This is a genomic window from Reichenbachiella agariperforans, from assembly GCF_900142205.1.
Taxonomy (GTDB): domain Bacteria; phylum Bacteroidota; class Bacteroidia; order Cytophagales; family Cyclobacteriaceae; genus Reichenbachiella; species Reichenbachiella agariperforans.
The window spans coordinates 616,297-634,705 of record NZ_FRAA01000002.1; the positions used below are offsets into that span (position 1 = coordinate 616,297).

Below are 18,409 nucleotides of genomic sequence, written 5' to 3' on the forward strand. Positions count from 1 at the left end.
CTTCCAGACTATGCTTCAATCACTCTTAACGGACTAACCTGAATGAAAATTTTTAGAATTCTCGTCATCACACTATTGCTGAGCTCGAACGTGTTTGCTCAAGAAACTGTACAATGGGCATCAGAAGTGATGTTTGTTACCTCTGAACTCACCGCTTTGCAATACGCTGCTAGTCAAGCATTGCACTCTCCTAATGTATATCCATCTGGAGGGGAAAGCCCAAATGCCTGGAGACCGGGCAAAACAGACAAGCAAGAATACATAGTTGTCAAATTTGATAAGCCTATCAGAGCACAACAAATTGCCATTGCTGAAACGGAAAACCCCGGTGCGGTCTCTAAAGTCTATGCCTATGACTCACTAGACAATGAATACCTACTTTTCGACCTCAACACTAGGCCTATACCGCTAAAAAGCCGGTTGCTAAACCTATTCTTCGAAAAAACACCCTATAGGATAGCCTATCTACGTGTAGATATCAACGGTGAAAGTGTCCCTGGGTATAACAGTATTGACGCAATCGGCCTTTCCTCATCTAATATTCCGATCAGCGTTCTCATTGAGTTGGCCAGTAATGTCAACAATAACCTGAGTACGACTCAGCTCGGTACCAATGTCAACTCTGAGTATTCGGAACTTGGCCCACTATTATCTCCAGATGGGAAGAAACTCTACTTTAGTAGAATGAGCCACCCTGATAACGTAGGGGGAACGGATGATTACTCAGATATATGGTATTCGGAGCTAGACGAAGAAACCCAAGAGTGGCTACCTGCCAAAAATATCGGTAGTCCACTGAACACGCCAGGCCCAAACTACATCTGCTCCATCACCCAAATTGGTGATGAAATAATACTCTTGCTGGGCAACCGCTATGAAAAACGTGGCAGGATGGGCGAGGGTATTTCAATGTCCAAAAGCAATGGAAATGGCAAATGGGACAAACCTGTCAATGTAGACATTGAAAACCCGTACAACTATTCGGAGCAAGCTGATTTTTATATGAGTCAAGATACCGAGATGCTCATCATGTCATTAGAAAGAGACGACACCAATGGTGGCCGAGATTTATATGTCTCCTTCAAAACAGACGTAGAAAACACTTGGTCCGAACCCATGAACTTGGGCTCGGTGATCAATTCAGCTGATGTAGAACATGCCCCTTTTCTAGACAAGGATAATAAAACGCTCTATTTCAGTTCCAAAGGATTCAGGGGGTACGGTGAGTCCGATATTTTTGTGTCCAAAAGACTAGATGATTCTTGGACCAAATGGTCTAAACCAGAAAATATGGGTAGTGGTGTAAATGGGCCAATGGATGACACCTATTTTAACATTCCGTCCACAGGTAGCCATGCCTATTTTTCTAGAGGATCCTCTGACGAAAATACAGATGTATATCAGTTCAGAATCGACGAACTGTTCGTTGAACCGGTTCAAGACGAACCTGTCGAAGAGTTGATTGCTGACAACACTCCTGCAGAAGAAGCACTGGCCGCAAAAGAAGAACCCGTTGCAGCAGCTACACCAGCACCAGTAGTGGCTGCCGCAGCTGCACCTGTTGCTCCTATCACGGATGTAATTGTGACAATAAAAGGGCAAGTCTTCAATACTGATGGAAACAAAGCCATCAGCAGCAAAGTGATAGTAGAGAGACTACCTGACGGAGTAAAAGTTGGGGAAACCTATACTGACGAAAACGGCATTTTTGAATTCAAAGTAAGGTCTGGTGCTCGATATGGTTTTCTCGCAGATAAAGATGGTTTCTTAGCCAAAAGTGAAAATATCGATCTCAATGATGTCACAGAAAATGAAACAATCATTCAAGATTTGACACTGAACCCTCTTCAGACTGGAGCAGCTGTTGTGCTAAACAATATCTTTTTTGATTTTGATCAAGATGAGCTAAAAACAGCTTCCTATTCGGAGCTCAACAGAGTCCTAGATTTGCTCAACAAAAATGTGATCAATAAAATCGAAATATCTGGACACACAGATTCGATAGGTGATGATGAGTATAATCAACAATTATCTAAACGAAGAGCAAATTCTGTTTATCAATATTTCAAATCACAAAATATAGACCCAAGCCGAATGATTACAGTGGGTTATGGTGAAACCAAACCAAAATCATCTAACGATTCTTTAGAAAATCGAAGAAAGAATCGACGAGTCGAGTTCAAGATTCTCGAGTAAATACATTAGAATTGGAGACCCAAATATGGGTCTCTTTTTTTATCCTAAATTTCATCATTTGACACTCGTTCAATTAGATTATATCATCTCACTGGACAACTACAGGCACTTCGCTATTGCAGCAGAAAAGTGTTTTGTGACCCAGCCTACACTCAGTATGCAAATCCAAAAACTGGAGGACTCGCTAGGTGTCATCATTTTTGACAGATCTAAACATCCTGTCCAGCCTACTGAAATTGGAAAAAAAATACTCGAACAAGCACGAGTCATCGTCAGTGAATCACAACGCATCCAAGAAATCATAGACGAAGAAAAGCATGACATCAAAGGAAATATACGAATCGGAGTTATTCCCACGCTAGCGCCATACCTAATCCCTTTGTTCATTTCTAGTTTTGTAGAGAAATATCCATTTATCAACCTACAAATATCCGAGCACATGACTGATGAGCTCACAGACCTTCTCAAAAAAGACCAGATTGATATTGCCATCATGGTCACCCCACTGGACAATGATGACCTCAAAGAAATTCCATTGTTCTATGAAGAGTTCTCGGTGTACGCATCGCATCATCACCCGCTTTACAAAGCTGAAAACATTAATGCTAGTGATTTGAATGCTGAAGGCCTTTGGATACTCAATGAAGGACATTGCTTTAGAAATCAAACATTAACGATATGTCGCGCTGATAAAGCAGAAAGGTTCAACAACCGAGTACTCTACGAAAGCGGTTCATTAGAAGCACTCAAAAAACTCGTAGACAAGCGTGGAGGATATACTTTGATCCCTGAGCTGTTTACCTATGACCTCAACAAAGACGATAAAAGTAAGATTAGACATTTTTCTGAACCTGTACCTACGAGAGAGGTAGGCTTAGTCGTTAAAAAAAGCTTTGTCAAACACAAATTAATACACGCTCTCAAAGAAGAGATCAACAATACGCTACCTGCTACACTTCTCAGCAAGAAAAACATGAATGTAGTAAAATTGTGATAATAACGAAACTCGTAGGAATAGGGTGACTACTTCTTGTTCAGGTCGGACTTAAGGTTCTCGATCAAACCAGAAAATTCACCGAGGGTGGCATTTTTGAAATCTACAACAGTTGTTTTTAATTTATCCACATCAATACTAAACCTATCCGTTTCTTGAGACAGCCTTAACTGTGCACGACTGAAAATCTGTCTACAGTTGTCTGCCTTCTTCCCAAGAATAGAGGTTAACTCAGCATAATCAAAATTAAACAACTCCTTCAACACAAAAACCGCACGCTCAGCTGGTGCGAGTTTCTTAAAAACCTCAGAAAGAGCATGTGTCACCTCACACTTCAAATCCATGCTAGAAAAATCTGGGGTCATACTAAATGACGCCAATGATGGCTGTACAGTATCGAGAAATTCCTCCTTCTTTTGACGAATAGACTTTAAATAATTCAGGGATTTATTAGTCACAATCCGTGTTAGGTACGATTTGACATCCTGAATCTTATTGGTATCAACTTTCAACCAGCTGAAAAAAGTATCCTGCACGAGATCTTCTGCTGTAGATCTACAGCCTACTAGATTGGTCGCAACAGCGATCAAAAAAGGACGATATGCATATACTTCTGCCTGTGACATTACAATTACAAAAGTAACTAAATAAATACAATGTTTTAAAACAAGTAGGGTTATAGGCACATTTTGTAAAAATTAATTATTCATCATTTATTGAAATATTGGTTTATCTAGACAATAAATTGAATACTTTTGAATTTAAATATTAGTAAAGTAGACTATAGCGACAAAGTAGATTCCAAGCCAGAATTATTGAATATAGATTTTCTTCAATTTTGCATGTGATTTGTTTTGTTAAATTTTGTAGCTATTTTAGGAGTTCGAATAAAATTTGATAATTGTTATGAAGAAATTTATTCCTTTCTTGAACGCTTCGGCGTTTGCACTGGGATTAGGTTTTGCATTAAGCTCTTGTGGTGGAGGTGGCGGACATGCGACTAGTCAGAGCCCTGGTGCGTATAGTTCAGCTACTGGACTAGAGTACAACGAAGAAGGTGCATTTGAAGTCAGTGATTTTAGAGGGCAGCCCGAAGGGCCTAACTTACGATTCATTGAAGGCGGACGTGTCATTCTCGGATCTTTCGAAGAAGATATTATGCATACCAACAACAACCTAGAAAGAACAGTTACTGTTGCTTCATTCTATATGGATGAAACAGAAGTAGCCAACATTCACTGGTTAGAGTATCTGCATTTTGTCAGATTAGACTCTTCGGTTGCGTTCTATAAGTCAGCTTTGCCAGACACTACAGTTTGGTCTAGAGATTTGGCTTATAACGATCCTTATGTAGATCATTACTTAAGATACCCAGGCTTTAGATTCTTCCCAGTCGTGGGTGTGACTTGGAAACAAGCACAAGACTATTGTAACTGGAGATCGATCGTCGTGAATCAAAAACTGGCTGAAGATGCTGGCTACTATGAAGACTATGATGGAGGTGGAGCAGAAGCTGAAGCAGCATCGCCAAACCAAAGAATTCCACTTGAGACAGGCTTTGTATTGCCAAACTACCGACTACCGACAGAAGCGGAATGGGAGTATGCGGCACAAGCTTTGATCGGCACACAATGGCTGGATGAAAACCACACGCACAGAAGACTTTATCCATGGGATGGTCATGCACTAAGAAACCCTTACGGTAAGAAGATTGGTACTTTCATGGCCAACTTCAAAAGAGGTAGAGGTGATTATGCTGGTATCGCTGGTAAACTAAATGATGGTGCAATGATCACTACATATATCTACGATTACCCTCCTAATGATTTCGGTCTATACAACATGGCTGGAAACGTAAACGAATGGGTACAAGATGTATACAGACCATTGTCTTATCAAGATTTTGATGACCTAAACCCTGTCAGAAATGACGGATTCCTAGATGAAGAAGATGGCTATGATGCTGCAAACTTCAATTCTCTAATCAGTAACAGAGTTAGAGTATTTAAAGGAGGATCATGGGCAGATGTAGCTTACTGGATGTCTCCAGGAACAAGAAGATTCCTAGAAGAAGATTCGGCTACTTCTACGATCGGGTTTAGATGTGCAATGATACGGGCAGGTACTAACTACTAGTAGTCCTATAAAACGATACAATGAAAGGTCAGCTTAACAGTTGACCTTTTTATTTGCCCGTAGCAAGACAAGCTATAGATAGTTTAGCTACTTCACCTACTAATAAAAGTTCACGTGAAACAGCACCAATCGTAGCACCAGTAGTGATCACATCATCCACTAACAAAATGTGCTTTCCTTCTATCATAGCTTTATCTATCACCTTATATTCTGACTGATCGCTATTCAGCCTATCCAAACGGCTCTTTTGCGCCTGTGACTTATACATTCTGATACGTTTAATCACTTCACTAGCTATAGGAATAGCAAGCGTCTCCGAGAGGCCTCTTGCTATTTCCATCGATTGATTGTAACCACGTTTTCGAGACCGTGTGCGATATAGTGGTACGGGAACTATATAATCGATCTGAGAAGCTTCTAGATCAGACTTAAGGTCTCTTGCCATCCATTTGCCTAATATCAAGCCAACCTTCTTGGAACCACCATACTTCAGCTGATGCAATAGCTTCTGTGCTGTTCCTTTCTTATTGTATTTGAGGTAAGCATGTGCCCTACTTATGGTTATATATCCTGACAGAGCCGTTTCTAAAGGGTTAGGATTAATTAGATGATAATTAGTCAATGGCAAATCCATTCTACAATGTAAACACAAAAACTCTTCCCCCTCTACAAGCGGCCGGTTGCAATCCGCACAAGTGATAGGGAAGACTAATGTTACAAATGCTCTCCAATATTTTGTAAAATCCATGTCTATTGATGCTTTCTTCAAGATAAAAATAGATTCCTGTATTGCTGTCAATTATATTTGAAAATAGAAATTTGATTTATGAAAAGAGATCTAGATTTAGATAGAAAGTGGCTCAAATTAAGGGAAGAACTCAAAATAGTAATTGGTAAAAAACCTTCTGATCTCAATGGTATTCTCTTTCTCATCGGCGTACAAGAATTAGGAAAAGGTCAACTTAATTTCTCCAAAGAAGAAAAGCAAGACCTCATACACCTAGGCATATGCAAAGTTCTTAGTTTGTCTGGATATTATAAACTAGATGGCATTGATCAAGATGGTTGGCCTCACTGGAAAGCAGGAGAGAACCTACCTAACCTGAATCTAATGGAACAAGAAAAACTGTTGAAAATAAATACAATTGATTATTTCGAGCAAGAAATCGGGCTGACTTTTTAAATATGAAAGCTCCCTTAGCATATATCGTCATATTGCTCTCTCTCTGCTGCTGCAAACAACAAAGCACTCCACGTGAAACCAACATACTTGATTCACGTGAAACGCTCACGATAAATTTTAATACTAACCTGTTAAGCCTAGATTCCTCCAAAGTAAATAGCCCCGCCGAAAAATTCGTCTATGATTTAGTATTTCATAAGCCAAAGTACACAATTAGTTCTACTAATGATGATATACTATACAGTCTAACTTCGATAGATAGTTTAGCCATAAAAAACATAAATATCCGGTTTTTAAAAAATGAAGAAGCCATTTTAGGCGAATTTGTCGAAGGAAACCTTGATTTGTTCATGACTGATTTTTCTAGCAGAAATAGCCCTAAAATGGATGTATTCGTACAAAATGTACGAAAAAATCCATACAGTAAGTACAATTTAACGCCATCTAACGCTGGATCTGTGGCATATTACGAGTTTTATAATTTTAAGTCACGTATAAGCCTTAGAAATAGCCTTAAAATAGTGGACAATTTGTCATACATCAGACATTTTGACTCGACTCATGAGGAACGTGATACAACACTAATCGAATTTTCCATTTCTTACTTTTTTGATGAAACAAAAGTTTCAAATCATGACACCTTGAAAAATGAATACCATCAGGTAGTTCAGGTAGAAAATATAGATGATGTATTGTCAAAACCACACATCATATACCGAAAACAAATTGTTCCATTTCTTAGTAATGATTTTGAACAACTAACGAATCGTTTGCAAGCACAGCAAAATCCTATTAGCGATACACTTCTCATCAAACAAATTAACCCTGAGTATTACATAACTAAAACTCGAATAAAGGGTTTAAAAGACTATAGTAAGTTATCGGATCAAATGATGCACATCTACTTCGACACCATACAACGCTATTGAATAAGCACACGCAACATACCGACCCTAAGTTATCGAGTAACCTACTCGCCTACAAACGCAAGCTATTTCTTAATCATCTGATAAGAAAAACACTAATATTGGCAGGTATATCACTATCTATATACCTGTTTATCAATAGTTTAGAGTACACTTTTAGATTTGATGGTTTAGGGAGAACTTCACTATTCTTTGTACTGATTCTTAGCCTATTGGTGCTGTTGTATTTCTTTTTTATACTCCCGTTGTTACAATTTATTAATCCCAATAAATATCTGAGTAATGAGCTCGCGGCTAAACAACTCGGTACACTATTTCCAGAATTGGGGGATAAAATACTTAATACACTTCAGTTACAACAAAATCAAGGAGACAACGCACTGATAAATGCGAGCCTAATACAACGGACACAAGAAATATCACCCTTTTCATTTGACACCAGTATTGACCTCAAACAGAACAGCAAGCATCTCAAATACTTTTTAATTCCATCCATCATTATTGTTGCGCTGTTGCTTCTTATCCCTAGTTTCTTAACAGAGAGTACAACTCGTATTGTTAATTATGACAAAGAATACAATCGGTCTTTGTTTCAAATCGAAGTGATTAGTGAGCTCATAGCATTTAGAAATGAGACATACAATTTACAACTAAATGTAATGGGAGAGGCTATACCCGATCATGCCTTCATACATAGTCAAGGGCAGCAAATCAAAATAGCGACAGACCAACATACACTTAACTATCAATTTGCTAAAGCACAAAACGATTTTAGTTTTTATATCACAGCTGGTAATTATCATAGTAGCACCTACCAAGTAAAAGTCATCTCAAGGCCAGAAATCAAGCATTTAACCATTGATTTGGATTATCCTAACTATACTGGACTAGCGAATGTCACAGTGATTAACAACGGTAACTTGACCGTACCTGAAGGAACTCATGGCTCCTGGAATATAAACTCCGTGAGCGCTGAAAAAGTAGAATTTCTATCCTCACAGGATACGACAAACTTTAGCTCTAAAACACCGAACCAATTCAACCTATCAAGGTCTATTCACAAAGAAGGTGATTATCAAATACGATTAACAAATACCCACAGTCAAAATAAAGAACCCATTGTATATCACATAGATATCATAGAGGATCAATATCCATCATTAAAACTGATAACCGTAACAGACACTACTTTGTATCAATATTTGATCTTAGACGGTCAAATCGCTGACGATTATGGTTTTCACAAGATGCAAGTCACTTATGAATGGAACGGAAACAAAACGCGAGAAAAAATATCCATTAATCCATCCGTCACCAATCAAAAATTCTATCATCAAATCAATATCGATTCTCTTCATCTAAATCAAGGAGATGAATTGACCTACTATGTGAGTATATGGGACAATGATGAAATTCATGGGTTCAAAGCCACTAGATCATCTACTTTCACCTTTAAAATTCCTGAAAAATCAGAAATCAATGCTGATATAGAGAAAACTGCAGCACAGGCCAAAGGAGACATGCATAAGGCACTGGATAAAGCACAAGACATTAGAAAGCAAATAGATGATATCCAGGAAGGTATCAAGAAGAAAAACAACAACTGGCAAGAGAAGAAAAAACTCAACTCACTGATCAAAGACAAAGAGTCTTTAGAAAAAGAAATGCAGCAATTGGCTGAAAAACACAAAGAGCTCACTAATAAACAAAACAAATTTCATCAGCCTAATCCTGAACTACAGAAAAAAGCGGCTCAGCTACAAAAAATCATGGAAGACGTTCTCGATGAAGAGACTAAAAAACTCTATGACGAACTTAAAAAGCTGTTGCAAGAACAAGAAACAGATAAGAACCTTGATGAGCTAATGGAACAAGTAGCACATAAAGAGCAAAACTTGGAAGATGAAATAGAACGTGCGTTGGAAATGTTCAAACGAATGCAGTTCGAATTCAAAATGGATGAAGTAATTCAAGACCTCAACGAACTAGAAAAAGAACAATCTAAACTAGCTAAAGAAAACCTAAACAAGGAAAAGAACTTAGACCAAGTAAAAGAAGAACAATCAGCGCTTGACAAAGAATTTGAACAAATCAAAGAGGAGATGAAAGCCATGGAGGAGCTCAACGAAGAACTAAAACAACCAGAAAACTTAGAGAATCTCTCGCAACAACAAGAATCCATAGATCAGTCGCAAAAAGAAGCACAAGAAGAACTAGACAAAAACAACCGCAAACAATCTAGTGGCAAGCAACAAGATGCTGCAGAACAGATGAAAGAACTCCGTGATAAGATGCTAGGTATGCAAGCCAACATGGAGATGAAAATGATGCAAGAGAACATCGACAACCTACGCAACATCCTAGACAACCTAATTACGCTCTCCTTCGACCAAGAAAGAGTCATGGACAATTTTAGAGAAGTTGACCAAAGTGACCCTCGATTTGTTAGCCTCTCTCAAGAACAACTAAAACTACGTGATGATGCTGTGATCATCGAAGACAGTCTCAAATCACTGGCCAGTCGCGTGTTTCAGATACAAAGTTTTGTCACCCGAGAGCTTAATGAAATGAACAAAAACATTGAATCCAGTCTACAAGGACTCAAGGATCGTAAAAAACCACAAGCACTTTCTAGCCAACAGTACACCATGACTGCTATTAATAACCTGTCTCTACTACTGACAGATGTACTCCAGCAGATGCAGGATCAAATGGCTCAGTCCATGGGCATGCCACAGAAAGGTCAGAAAGGAAAAAAGAAGAACACTCCAGATATGTCTCAGCTACAAGGAGAACTTAACAAAAAGATAGAACAACTAAAAAAGAGTGGGAAGTCTGGTCGTCAGTTATCCCAAGAACTAGCAGAACTCGCTGCTGAACAAGAAATGCTCCGTCAACAACTACAGCAAATGCAAAACGGACTCAACCAAGGGGAGGAGGGTCTATCTGACAACTTGGAAGAGATCATCAAAAAAATGGAACAAACGGAAACAGATCTCGTCAACAAGAACATCAAACAAGAGACAATCCGTAGACAACAAGATATACTTACTCGCATGTTACAGTCCGAAGATGCACTGAGAGAAAGAGAACTCGATCAAAAGCGGGAAGCAGAATCCGCAAAAGAGCAAGATCAACTATCTCAAAAGAAATTCGAAGAGTATATCAAAGCGAAAGAATCAGAACTAGAACTATTACAGACCTTACCACCTAAGATGAACCCTTACTATAAGGAAGAAGTAAATAAATATTTCCAAAGCTTGAATCAACAATAATATATTTGTGAACGATAAACACAACACACTATGGATGCCATAAAAATTCAAATCCCTTCTCTATCGGAAAACATTCGCATAATCGAAAGTTTCATAGACAATGCCAAAGAGAAATTTCAGTTTGATGATGACATCTATGGTAACATTATGATCGCCGTGACCGAGTCTGTCAACAACGCAATAGTCCATGGCAATCAATCCGACAAGGACAAAAACGTAGACCTATCCCTAACACTCGAAGAAAGTCTCATACGTTTCACCATACAAGATGAGGGTAAGGGCTTCAACTACGACAGTCTACCCGATCCTACAGCTCCTGAGAACATAGAAAAGCCCGGTGGTCGCGGCATCTTCCTGATGAAGAATCTTTGTGATGAAGTCAAATTCGAAGATGATGGCAGACGTGTCGAACTTAGCTTTTATCTCGCCTGATGAGTGAAATACAATTCTTCTACGAGGACATAGACTTTGAACTCACAAACGTTCAAAACATTGAGCAATGGATTACTCATACCATAACAGCCGAAGGGTATAGTTTGGAAGGTATCAATTACATCTTTTGCTCTGATGAATATCTACTTCAAGTCAATATCGACTACCTCAATCACGACTACTACACAGACATCATTACATTTGACAACTCAGAAGAAGAGGGTAAAATAGAGGCCGATATATTCGTGAGCATAGACAGGTGTCGCGACAATGCCCAGATACAGGATATCCCTTTCGTAGACGAACTGAGGCGAGTTATTATTCATGGCATCCTTCATTTGGTAGGGTACAAAGACAAAAGCGATGAAGACAAAAGCCTCATGAGACAAAAAGAGAATGCTTACTTATCTTTGCCGCAATTTCAATAACTAAGAAATAGAATGCTCCACGTGGAACACTTTACAAACCCTTAGGGTTACAGATGTAACGTTCCACGTGGAACACAATATAGAATACTATGTTTCCAGAATACGATGTAATAGTAGTAGGTGCAGGTCATGCAGGTTGTGAAGCAGCAGCAGCGGCAGCCAATATGGGTTCGAAAGTCATGCTCATCACGATGAACATGAATACCATAGCACAGATGTCATGCAACCCCGCTATGGGCGGAGTTGCCAAAGGTCAGATTGTTCGTGAAATTGATGCATTGGGTGGCTACTCTGGTATCATCTCAGATAAATCAATGATACAATTCCGCATGCTCAACAAATCCAAAGGGCCAGCTATGTGGAGTCCACGTACTCAAAACGATCGAATGAGATTCGCAGAAGAATGGAGACTCGCACTAGAACGTACACCCAACGTAGACTTCTGGCAAGAAATGGTTACAGGTTTGCTTGTCAAGGATAACAGAATCCAAGGCGTCAGGACTTCCATGGGAATAGAAATCAAAGGAAAATCAGTCGTGCTTACCAATGGGACATTCCTCAATGGTATCATACACATAGGAGAAAAACGCTTCGGTGGTGGACGAACAGGGGAGAAGGCTGCAACAGGAATTACTGAACAACTCATAGAACTAGGGTTCGAATCAGGTAGAATGAAAACAGGAACTCCACCACGCGTAGACGGTAGATCACTGAACTGGAAAGTCATGGAAGAACAACCCGGTGATGAAGTACCTGGTAAATTCTCCTACTCAGATACTAAACCGCTCAAAGAACAACGACCCTGTCACATCACCTATACCAACAGTGAGGTACATGAAATCCTGAAGACAGGCTTTGAACAATCACCTATGTTCACTGGTAGAATCAAAGGACTAGGGCCAAGATACTGTCCATCCATAGAGGATAAAATTAACCGGTTTGCTGACAGAGAACGTCATCAAATATTCGTAGAACCAGAAGGATGGGATACGGTAGAAATATATGTTAATGGATTCTCCACCAGTTTACCTGAGGATGTACAGTACAAAGCCATCACCAAAATACCAGGGTTCGAAACGGTAAAGATGTTCAGACCCGGCTATGCCATCGAGTATGATTACTTCCCACCTACTCAATTAGACGCTACACTGGAGACTAGACTAATATCAGGACTATACTTCGCTGGGCAGATCAATGGTACCACTGGCTATGAAGAAGCAGCTAGTCAAGGATTAATGGCAGGAATCAATGCGCATAATAAGATCCACGAAAAAGACGCTTTCATACTTAATCGATCAGATGCCTATATCGGGGTACTCATTGATGACCTAATTAACAAAGGTACAAATGAACCCTATCGAATGTTTACCTCCAGAGCAGAGTTTAGAATTCTGCTCAGACAAGACAATGCTGATGTAAGGCTTACCCCTTTAGGACATCAGCTCGGTTTAGCATCACAGGATCGATTAGATAAAGTGCATGAAAAGCTATCGCAAACTGAAACTCTTATCAAAGACTTGCAAAATCTAAAGGTCAAACCTGAAGAAGTAAATGGTCTACTCGAAGAAAAGAACTCCGCTAAGATCAAAGAGAAAGCGCCCCTGATCAATTTCATACGAAGACCAGAAATGGAAATCGAAGATCTCATTGATCTCAGTGATGAATTGAAAGATAAAACCAAAGGTCTATCATCAGAAATACTCCAACAAGCATCCATCCTGATCAAGTATGAAACTTATATAGAGAAAGAAAAAAGTCTTGCTGATAGAATGGGAGATCTGGATAACAAAAAGATTCCCGCAGGTTTCAACTACAAAGAAATACCCGCCCTCTCAGCAGAAGCCAAAGAAAAACTATCAAACATACAACCCGCCAACTTAGGCCAAGCATCACGCATCAGTGGAGTCAATCCCGCAGATATATCCGTGCTCATGGTCTACATGGCTAGATAACTATGTACGAAAAAATTGATTCATGTCCGTCATGTAACTATCAGGAATTTACCAACCACATCATCTGTGACGACCACTCATTGACACACGAGAGTTTCGCCATCATGAAGTGTAAAAACTGTGAACTTTTAATAACAAGTCCACGACCTAGCAAGGGAGCAATTGGCAAATACTACCAGTTTGAAGATTATATATCACACACCAACAAAGCAACCAACCCTGTAAACTGGATTTATAAACTAGTTCGTAACCATACCATCAAGACAAAGTTCAAACTAATACAAAGCCTATCTGATAAGGAAACAATACTGGACTATGGATGCGGTACCGCCCAACTGCTCAAATATATCAAAGAGCAGGGCTGGAAAGTAACAGGAATAGAACCGGATCAGAATGCCAGAACTATAGCACAGAAGAATATAGGAGATACAGTATTCGAAAATATCGATAAACTACCTGCTAAAAAATATGGTATCATCTCACTATGGCATGTATTAGAACACGTACATGACATCAATGAAACACTGCAAGCACTCAAACAACATCTATCCAAAAAGAGCCGTTTAATAGTCGCAGTACCAAACTCCGCATCTTATGATCAACGCTTCTATAAGAAGCACTGGGCTGCTTACGATGTACCAAGACATCTCTATCATTTCAATCAAGAGACGATAACGGCACTGATGAAATATAACGGCTATAAGCTCGAAGCAACCCATCCTATGAAATTCGATTCTTTCTATGTGAGCCTTCTGAGTGAAAAGTACAAAACAGGTCAATCAAATTATTTTAAAGCTTTTTGTATCGGATTGTTATCAAACCGATGGGCCAAAAAGAATAACCACAACTACTCCAGTATTATTTACATATTCAAAAAAGTATGAAACATATATTTCCCTTCGTCATTATCCTCATCGCCATATTCGTATATGCCTGTGCTAATCAAGGTACGCCTTCAGGAGGACCTAGGGATACCATACCACCGCTACTTTTAGAAAGTAATCCCACAGACAAGACAATCAATTTCGATGGAAAAGAATTCTCCTTTGAATTCAACGAAAGAATCAATGCGGATAAACTGAAACAAAAATTAATCATCACACCATTCACTGAGAACCCCTACAAATTCAAAGTGAAAAAGAACGACTTGTATATTGAATTCGAAGAAAAATTCGAAGACAGTACTACTTATACTTTCAATTTCGCCGATGGGGTAGTGGATGTAACAGAAAAAAATCCTGTAGAAAACTTTAGCATAGCATTCTCAACTGGTCCATTCTTGGATTCTATTAGTATTTCAGGACGTATTACCAACCTGTACACCAATGAGAACATAGACAAAGCCACCATTGCTGTTTACTCAATCAAAGACACGCTGGACATACTTACAGGAAAGCCTCGATACTTTGCACAAACAGACACTTCAGGAACCTACCGAATCGAAAACATCAAAAATGGCTATTATAAAATTTACGCATTCGAAGATGCCAACAACAATCTCAAATGCGAACCAGATGAAGAGTCACATGGATTTATACAAGATTCTGTAAACCTCAATACGAGCCAGGAGAATTTAGATATCAAAATACAGCTACTCAACATTACTCCCCTCAAAATGGTCAGATCCAAAAAAACAGGCCAGTACTTCGATGTACTCTACAACAAATACATTGAGAATTATAAAATCAAAAAAGCCGATTCTACTAACCAATTAGATATTCCAATCAATAACATAATAAAAGGCAGAACGACACTACGCTTCTACTACGACTCTCTCTATACCTATGATACAGATAGTTTGCAGCTCATCATATCTGCACAGGATACAGTGTACAATCAGATTCAAGACACAGTCTATATACAGTTCTCTGAGAGCAAAAGAAAACCTGAAAAACTAAACAGCAGTCTATTACCAACAGACAAATCCAATATTGATCCAACCTTCAATATGACTTTTAGCTTCACTAAACCTATCACTCAATTCACAATAGATAGTATGACGTATCAATATGATACACTGTATAAATATACATTCGTAGATAGTGTTGCCACATGGAATGAAAACAGAACAGAACTAACCCTAATCAACACGCTAGACAAATACTTCCTACAGCAGCAAGTAGATAGTCTCAGAAATACACTCATTGATACGACACAGCTCGTATCAGACAGCATCGCATTAGACTCTATCACACAGTTCAAAGTCAACTATCTGAATAAGATTAAGACCGAGCAAGTCTACATGAATTTTCCACATGGAACATTCATCACCATAGATCAAGATACCGTCGAACAATTCACCAGATTCTATTCCTTCAAAGATTCAGAAAACTTCGGAAAAGTATCTGGACAAGTCACAACACAAGTGCCACAATACATACTGCAACTAGTCAATGACAAATACAAGGTTATTTCTGAACTACAGAATGCCAAGACTTTCACATTTAGCTATATAAAACCAGGCAAGTACACCTTTCGCATTCTGATAGATGACAATCAGGATGGAGCATGGGAACACGGCAGTATGTTGCAAAATCAACAGGAAGAATCCATTTATTTCTATCCTGAACTATTCGATATACGTGCCAACTGGGAGATTGAAAATATAGAGATCACCTTCTAAAACCTGTGGATAACTCGTGAAACCAGATGATAAAACCTGTGTACAAAAACCAATTAATCTTTGACACTTATGACAGGGTAACAATCCACATGAAACATTGAAAGTTCACTTGATCATATCCACAAAAGTCATCAAACGATCAACATCACAATAAAGTAATCAACAAACTAACCAAAACTGTGGAAAACGTTATGAAAGACTAAACCTCAATGACTTACGATGTAGATAACATGTCGCTTAACAATGAATATTAAACCAACAATAAACAACACATTCAAAAACGAGCACTTATCCACATATCCACGGAGGTAATAAATAATAATAGTTTATTTATAATCTATTTATATATTGTAAGAGCGCAGAAAAGTGTGGACAAACGCATATGAAAAAATTCTTATCCATATTAGCCTTGATCATTCCGCTCACACTGGTGGCCCAGGATGATCAGAATATCCAACTTGCCAATGAGTATTATCTCAATGGCGATTATGAGAAAGCAAAAGATCTATACGATGAGCTGGCCAAGTCATCGCAGAATATTCCTAATATTCACAACAACTATCTGGATGTACTCCTATCACTCAATGATTACAAGGCTGCAGAGAAATATCTAAAAGTTGCGCTCAAGAGTTACCCATCGAACGTCTACTACCAAATCGATGAAGGAATCCTCTATACCACTACCGATCGCAACGATCAGGCTGATAAGAAGTACAAGATGTTGATAACTGAGATAAAAGAAAACGGATTTTTGGTGCGGACTGCTGCGCAGTATTTTATCAGCAAACAACTGGCCAATTATGCACTCGATACCTATATCGCTGGGAGACAGAGTTCTCGAAACAAACAGGATTATGCACTAGAGCTGGCCAACACCTATCGTGTGCTTGGCAAAAAAGAAGAGATGCTAAATGAATATCTCGTCTTCGCTTCGCTCAGACCACAAAACCTAAGGTACGTCAAGAACATCCTTCAAAACTTACTACAAAGCGAAGAAGATATTCAGTATTTTCAAAATACTCTACTCGACAACATTCAGAAAAATCCAAGTGACAAAATGTATGCGGATCTTTTGATTTGGGCACATGTGCAACAAAAAGATTTTCATGGTGCGTTCATTCAAGCACGAGCAATCAATAAGCGGATGAACGAAAATGGCTATCGACTCATCAACATCGGTGAGATCGCATTGAAAAATGAAAGCTATGCGGATGCCGAAGAGATATTCACATACATCGTGGATAAGTTACCAGAGAGTCAGTACAACCTCCAAGCCCAAAAAGAACTCATACTTGCTCGACAAGAAAAAGTGAAACGAACTTTCCCTGTTGACAAAACAGCAATCCGTCAGTTAACCCATGACTATCATCATTTAATGACGAGAGTGGGTTTGAATCAAGAAACAATAGAGGCATATCGCCAAAAAGCATTGTTACATGCTTTTTATCTTGATGAAAAAGATTCAGCCATTCAAATCCTCAATGAAATCATAAGTATTCCACGTGTAAACGAAAAAATCAAATCATTGAGTAAGTTGGATTTGGGAGATATTTACCTACTGATAGATCAACCATGGGAGTCTACACTACTCTACGCACAAGTCGAAAAAGCCAACAAATCAAGCAAAATAGGATATGAAGCAAAATTCAAAAATGCTAGGCTAAACTACTATATGGGAAATTTTGAATTGGCGAAGAGTCATTTGGATATTCTCAAAACCGCTACGACCAAAGAAATCGCTAACGATGCGATAGCGTTGAGTTTGCTCATTCAAAACAACACAGCGCTGGATACCTCTGACTTTGTCTTGAAGAAATATGCAGATATTGATCTGCTCATGTTCCAACACAAAACCGCTCAGGCCAAAAGGGCCTATCAACAAATGCTCGAGGATTATCCAGCACATTCGCTAGTCGATGAGATTCACTGGCAGCTTGCACAGATTTATTTGAGTTCAGGAGAGTTTGACAATTCCATTTTGCAACTCGAAGTGATTCAGCTCAATTATGCTACTGATTTGTTCGGTGATGATGCGTCCTTCTTGGAGGGAAAAATTTTAGAAGAATATCTGATGGATAAGGAAGGGGCTATGGAAGTCTACAAAAATTTCTTGAGCGACTATCCCGGTAGTATCTATGTATCAGATGCACGAAAGCGTTTTCGAAAGTTGCGCGGCGATAGCGTCTACCAATAACATTTCTTCTTGACAACTAATACCTTAACTAGTATGCGCGCATAACATATTTTATATATCTTTAACATTG

At 38.9% G+C, this 18,409-nt stretch carries 14 protein-coding genes; 12 read left to right on the forward strand and 2 right to left on the reverse strand.

Going from position 1 to position 18,409, the window contains the following annotated elements; all coding sequences use genetic code 11:
* Window positions 1-42: 42 nt before the first annotated feature.
* Together BUB99_RS08985 and BUB99_RS08990 are read left to right on the forward strand one after the other, a co-directional pair.
* Window positions 43-2,196 carry an OmpA family protein gene (locus BUB99_RS08985; protein ID WP_073121634.1) on the forward strand — a complete coding sequence of 718 codons (2,154 nt, stop codon included), beginning with the start codon at window positions 43-45 and terminating at the stop codon, window positions 2,194-2,196.
* A gap of 58 nt (window positions 2,197-2,254) precedes the next feature.
* Window positions 2,255-3,190 (forward strand): hydrogen peroxide-inducible genes activator, encoded by a 936-nt coding sequence (locus BUB99_RS08990; protein ID WP_073121820.1) that lies wholly within the window; start codon window positions 2,255-2,257, stop codon window positions 3,188-3,190.
* Between the two features lie 29 nt (window positions 3,191-3,219).
* On the opposite strand, the gene BUB99_RS08995 is transcribed toward BUB99_RS08990, so the two are convergent.
* Window positions 3,220-3,816: a sigma-70 family RNA polymerase sigma factor gene (locus BUB99_RS08995; protein ID WP_073121636.1), complete on the reverse strand. Its 597-nt coding sequence runs from the start codon at window positions 3,814-3,816 to the stop codon at window positions 3,220-3,222.
* 280 nt (window positions 3,817-4,096) lie between these two features.
* Between BUB99_RS08995 and gldJ the strand changes: the two genes are divergently transcribed.
* Window positions 4,097-5,326: a gliding motility lipoprotein GldJ gene (gldJ, locus tag BUB99_RS09000; RefSeq protein ID WP_084190457.1), complete on the forward strand. Its 1,230-nt coding sequence runs from the start codon at window positions 4,097-4,099 to the stop codon at window positions 5,324-5,326.
* A 49-nt stretch (window positions 5,327-5,375) separates the two neighbouring features.
* Here gldJ and BUB99_RS09005 read toward each other — a convergent pair whose 3' ends face one another.
* The gene (locus BUB99_RS09005) at window positions 5,376-5,948 is read right to left on the reverse strand and encodes a ComF family protein (protein ID WP_170863767.1); all 573 of its coding nucleotides are present in this window, start codon (window positions 5,946-5,948) and stop codon (window positions 5,376-5,378) included.
* A 204-nt stretch (window positions 5,949-6,152) separates the two neighbouring features.
* On the opposite strand from BUB99_RS09005, the gene BUB99_RS09010 reads away from it, so the two are divergent.
* The 9 genes from BUB99_RS09010 (at window position 6,153) to BUB99_RS09050 (ending at window position 18,339) form a co-directional block, all read left to right on the forward strand.
* Window positions 6,153-6,509, forward strand: coding sequence for a hypothetical protein (locus BUB99_RS09010; RefSeq protein ID WP_073121637.1), 357 nt, complete (start codon window positions 6,153-6,155; stop codon window positions 6,507-6,509).
* 2 nt (window positions 6,510-6,511) lie between these two features.
* Window positions 6,512-7,438, forward strand: coding sequence for a hypothetical protein (locus BUB99_RS09015; RefSeq protein ID WP_073121639.1), 927 nt, complete (start codon window positions 6,512-6,514; stop codon window positions 7,436-7,438).
* On the forward strand, window positions 7,435-10,710 hold the full coding sequence (locus BUB99_RS09020) for a DUF4175 family protein (RefSeq protein WP_073121641.1): 3,276 nt from the start codon (window positions 7,435-7,437) through the stop codon (window positions 10,708-10,710). Before BUB99_RS09015 ends, BUB99_RS09020 begins: the two co-directional genes overlap by 4 nt.
* Window positions 10,711-10,740: 30 nt before the next feature.
* Window positions 10,741-11,142 carry an ATP-binding protein gene (locus BUB99_RS09025; protein WP_073121643.1) on the forward strand — a complete coding sequence of 134 codons (402 nt, stop codon included), beginning with the start codon at window positions 10,741-10,743 and terminating at the stop codon, window positions 11,140-11,142.
* Window positions 11,142-11,570: an rRNA maturation RNase YbeY gene (gene ybeY / locus BUB99_RS09030; RefSeq protein ID WP_073121644.1), complete on the forward strand. Its 429-nt coding sequence runs from the start codon at window positions 11,142-11,144 to the stop codon at window positions 11,568-11,570. The genes BUB99_RS09025 and ybeY overlap by 1 nt, the downstream gene beginning before the upstream one ends.
* An 89-nt stretch (window positions 11,571-11,659) precedes the next feature.
* Window positions 11,660-13,522 carry a tRNA uridine-5-carboxymethylaminomethyl(34) synthesis enzyme MnmG gene (gene mnmG / locus BUB99_RS09035; RefSeq protein ID WP_073121646.1) on the forward strand — a complete coding sequence of 621 codons (1,863 nt, stop codon included), beginning with the start codon at window positions 11,660-11,662 and terminating at the stop codon, window positions 13,520-13,522.
* A 2-nt stretch (window positions 13,523-13,524) separates the two neighbouring features.
* Entirely contained in the window at window positions 13,525-14,406 is an 882-nt protein-coding gene (locus tag BUB99_RS09040) for a class I SAM-dependent methyltransferase (RefSeq protein WP_073121648.1), read from the forward strand.
* A complete protein-coding gene (locus tag BUB99_RS09045) occupies window positions 14,403-16,145 on the forward strand; it encodes an Ig-like domain-containing protein (protein WP_073121650.1) in 1,743 nt (580 codons plus the stop codon). The genes BUB99_RS09040 and BUB99_RS09045 overlap by 4 nt, the downstream gene beginning before the upstream one ends.
* A 382-nt stretch (window positions 16,146-16,527) precedes the next feature.
* Window positions 16,528-18,339, forward strand: coding sequence for a tetratricopeptide repeat protein (locus BUB99_RS09050; protein ID WP_084190460.1), 1,812 nt, complete (start codon window positions 16,528-16,530; stop codon window positions 18,337-18,339).
* Window positions 18,340-18,409 lie beyond the last annotated feature (70 nt).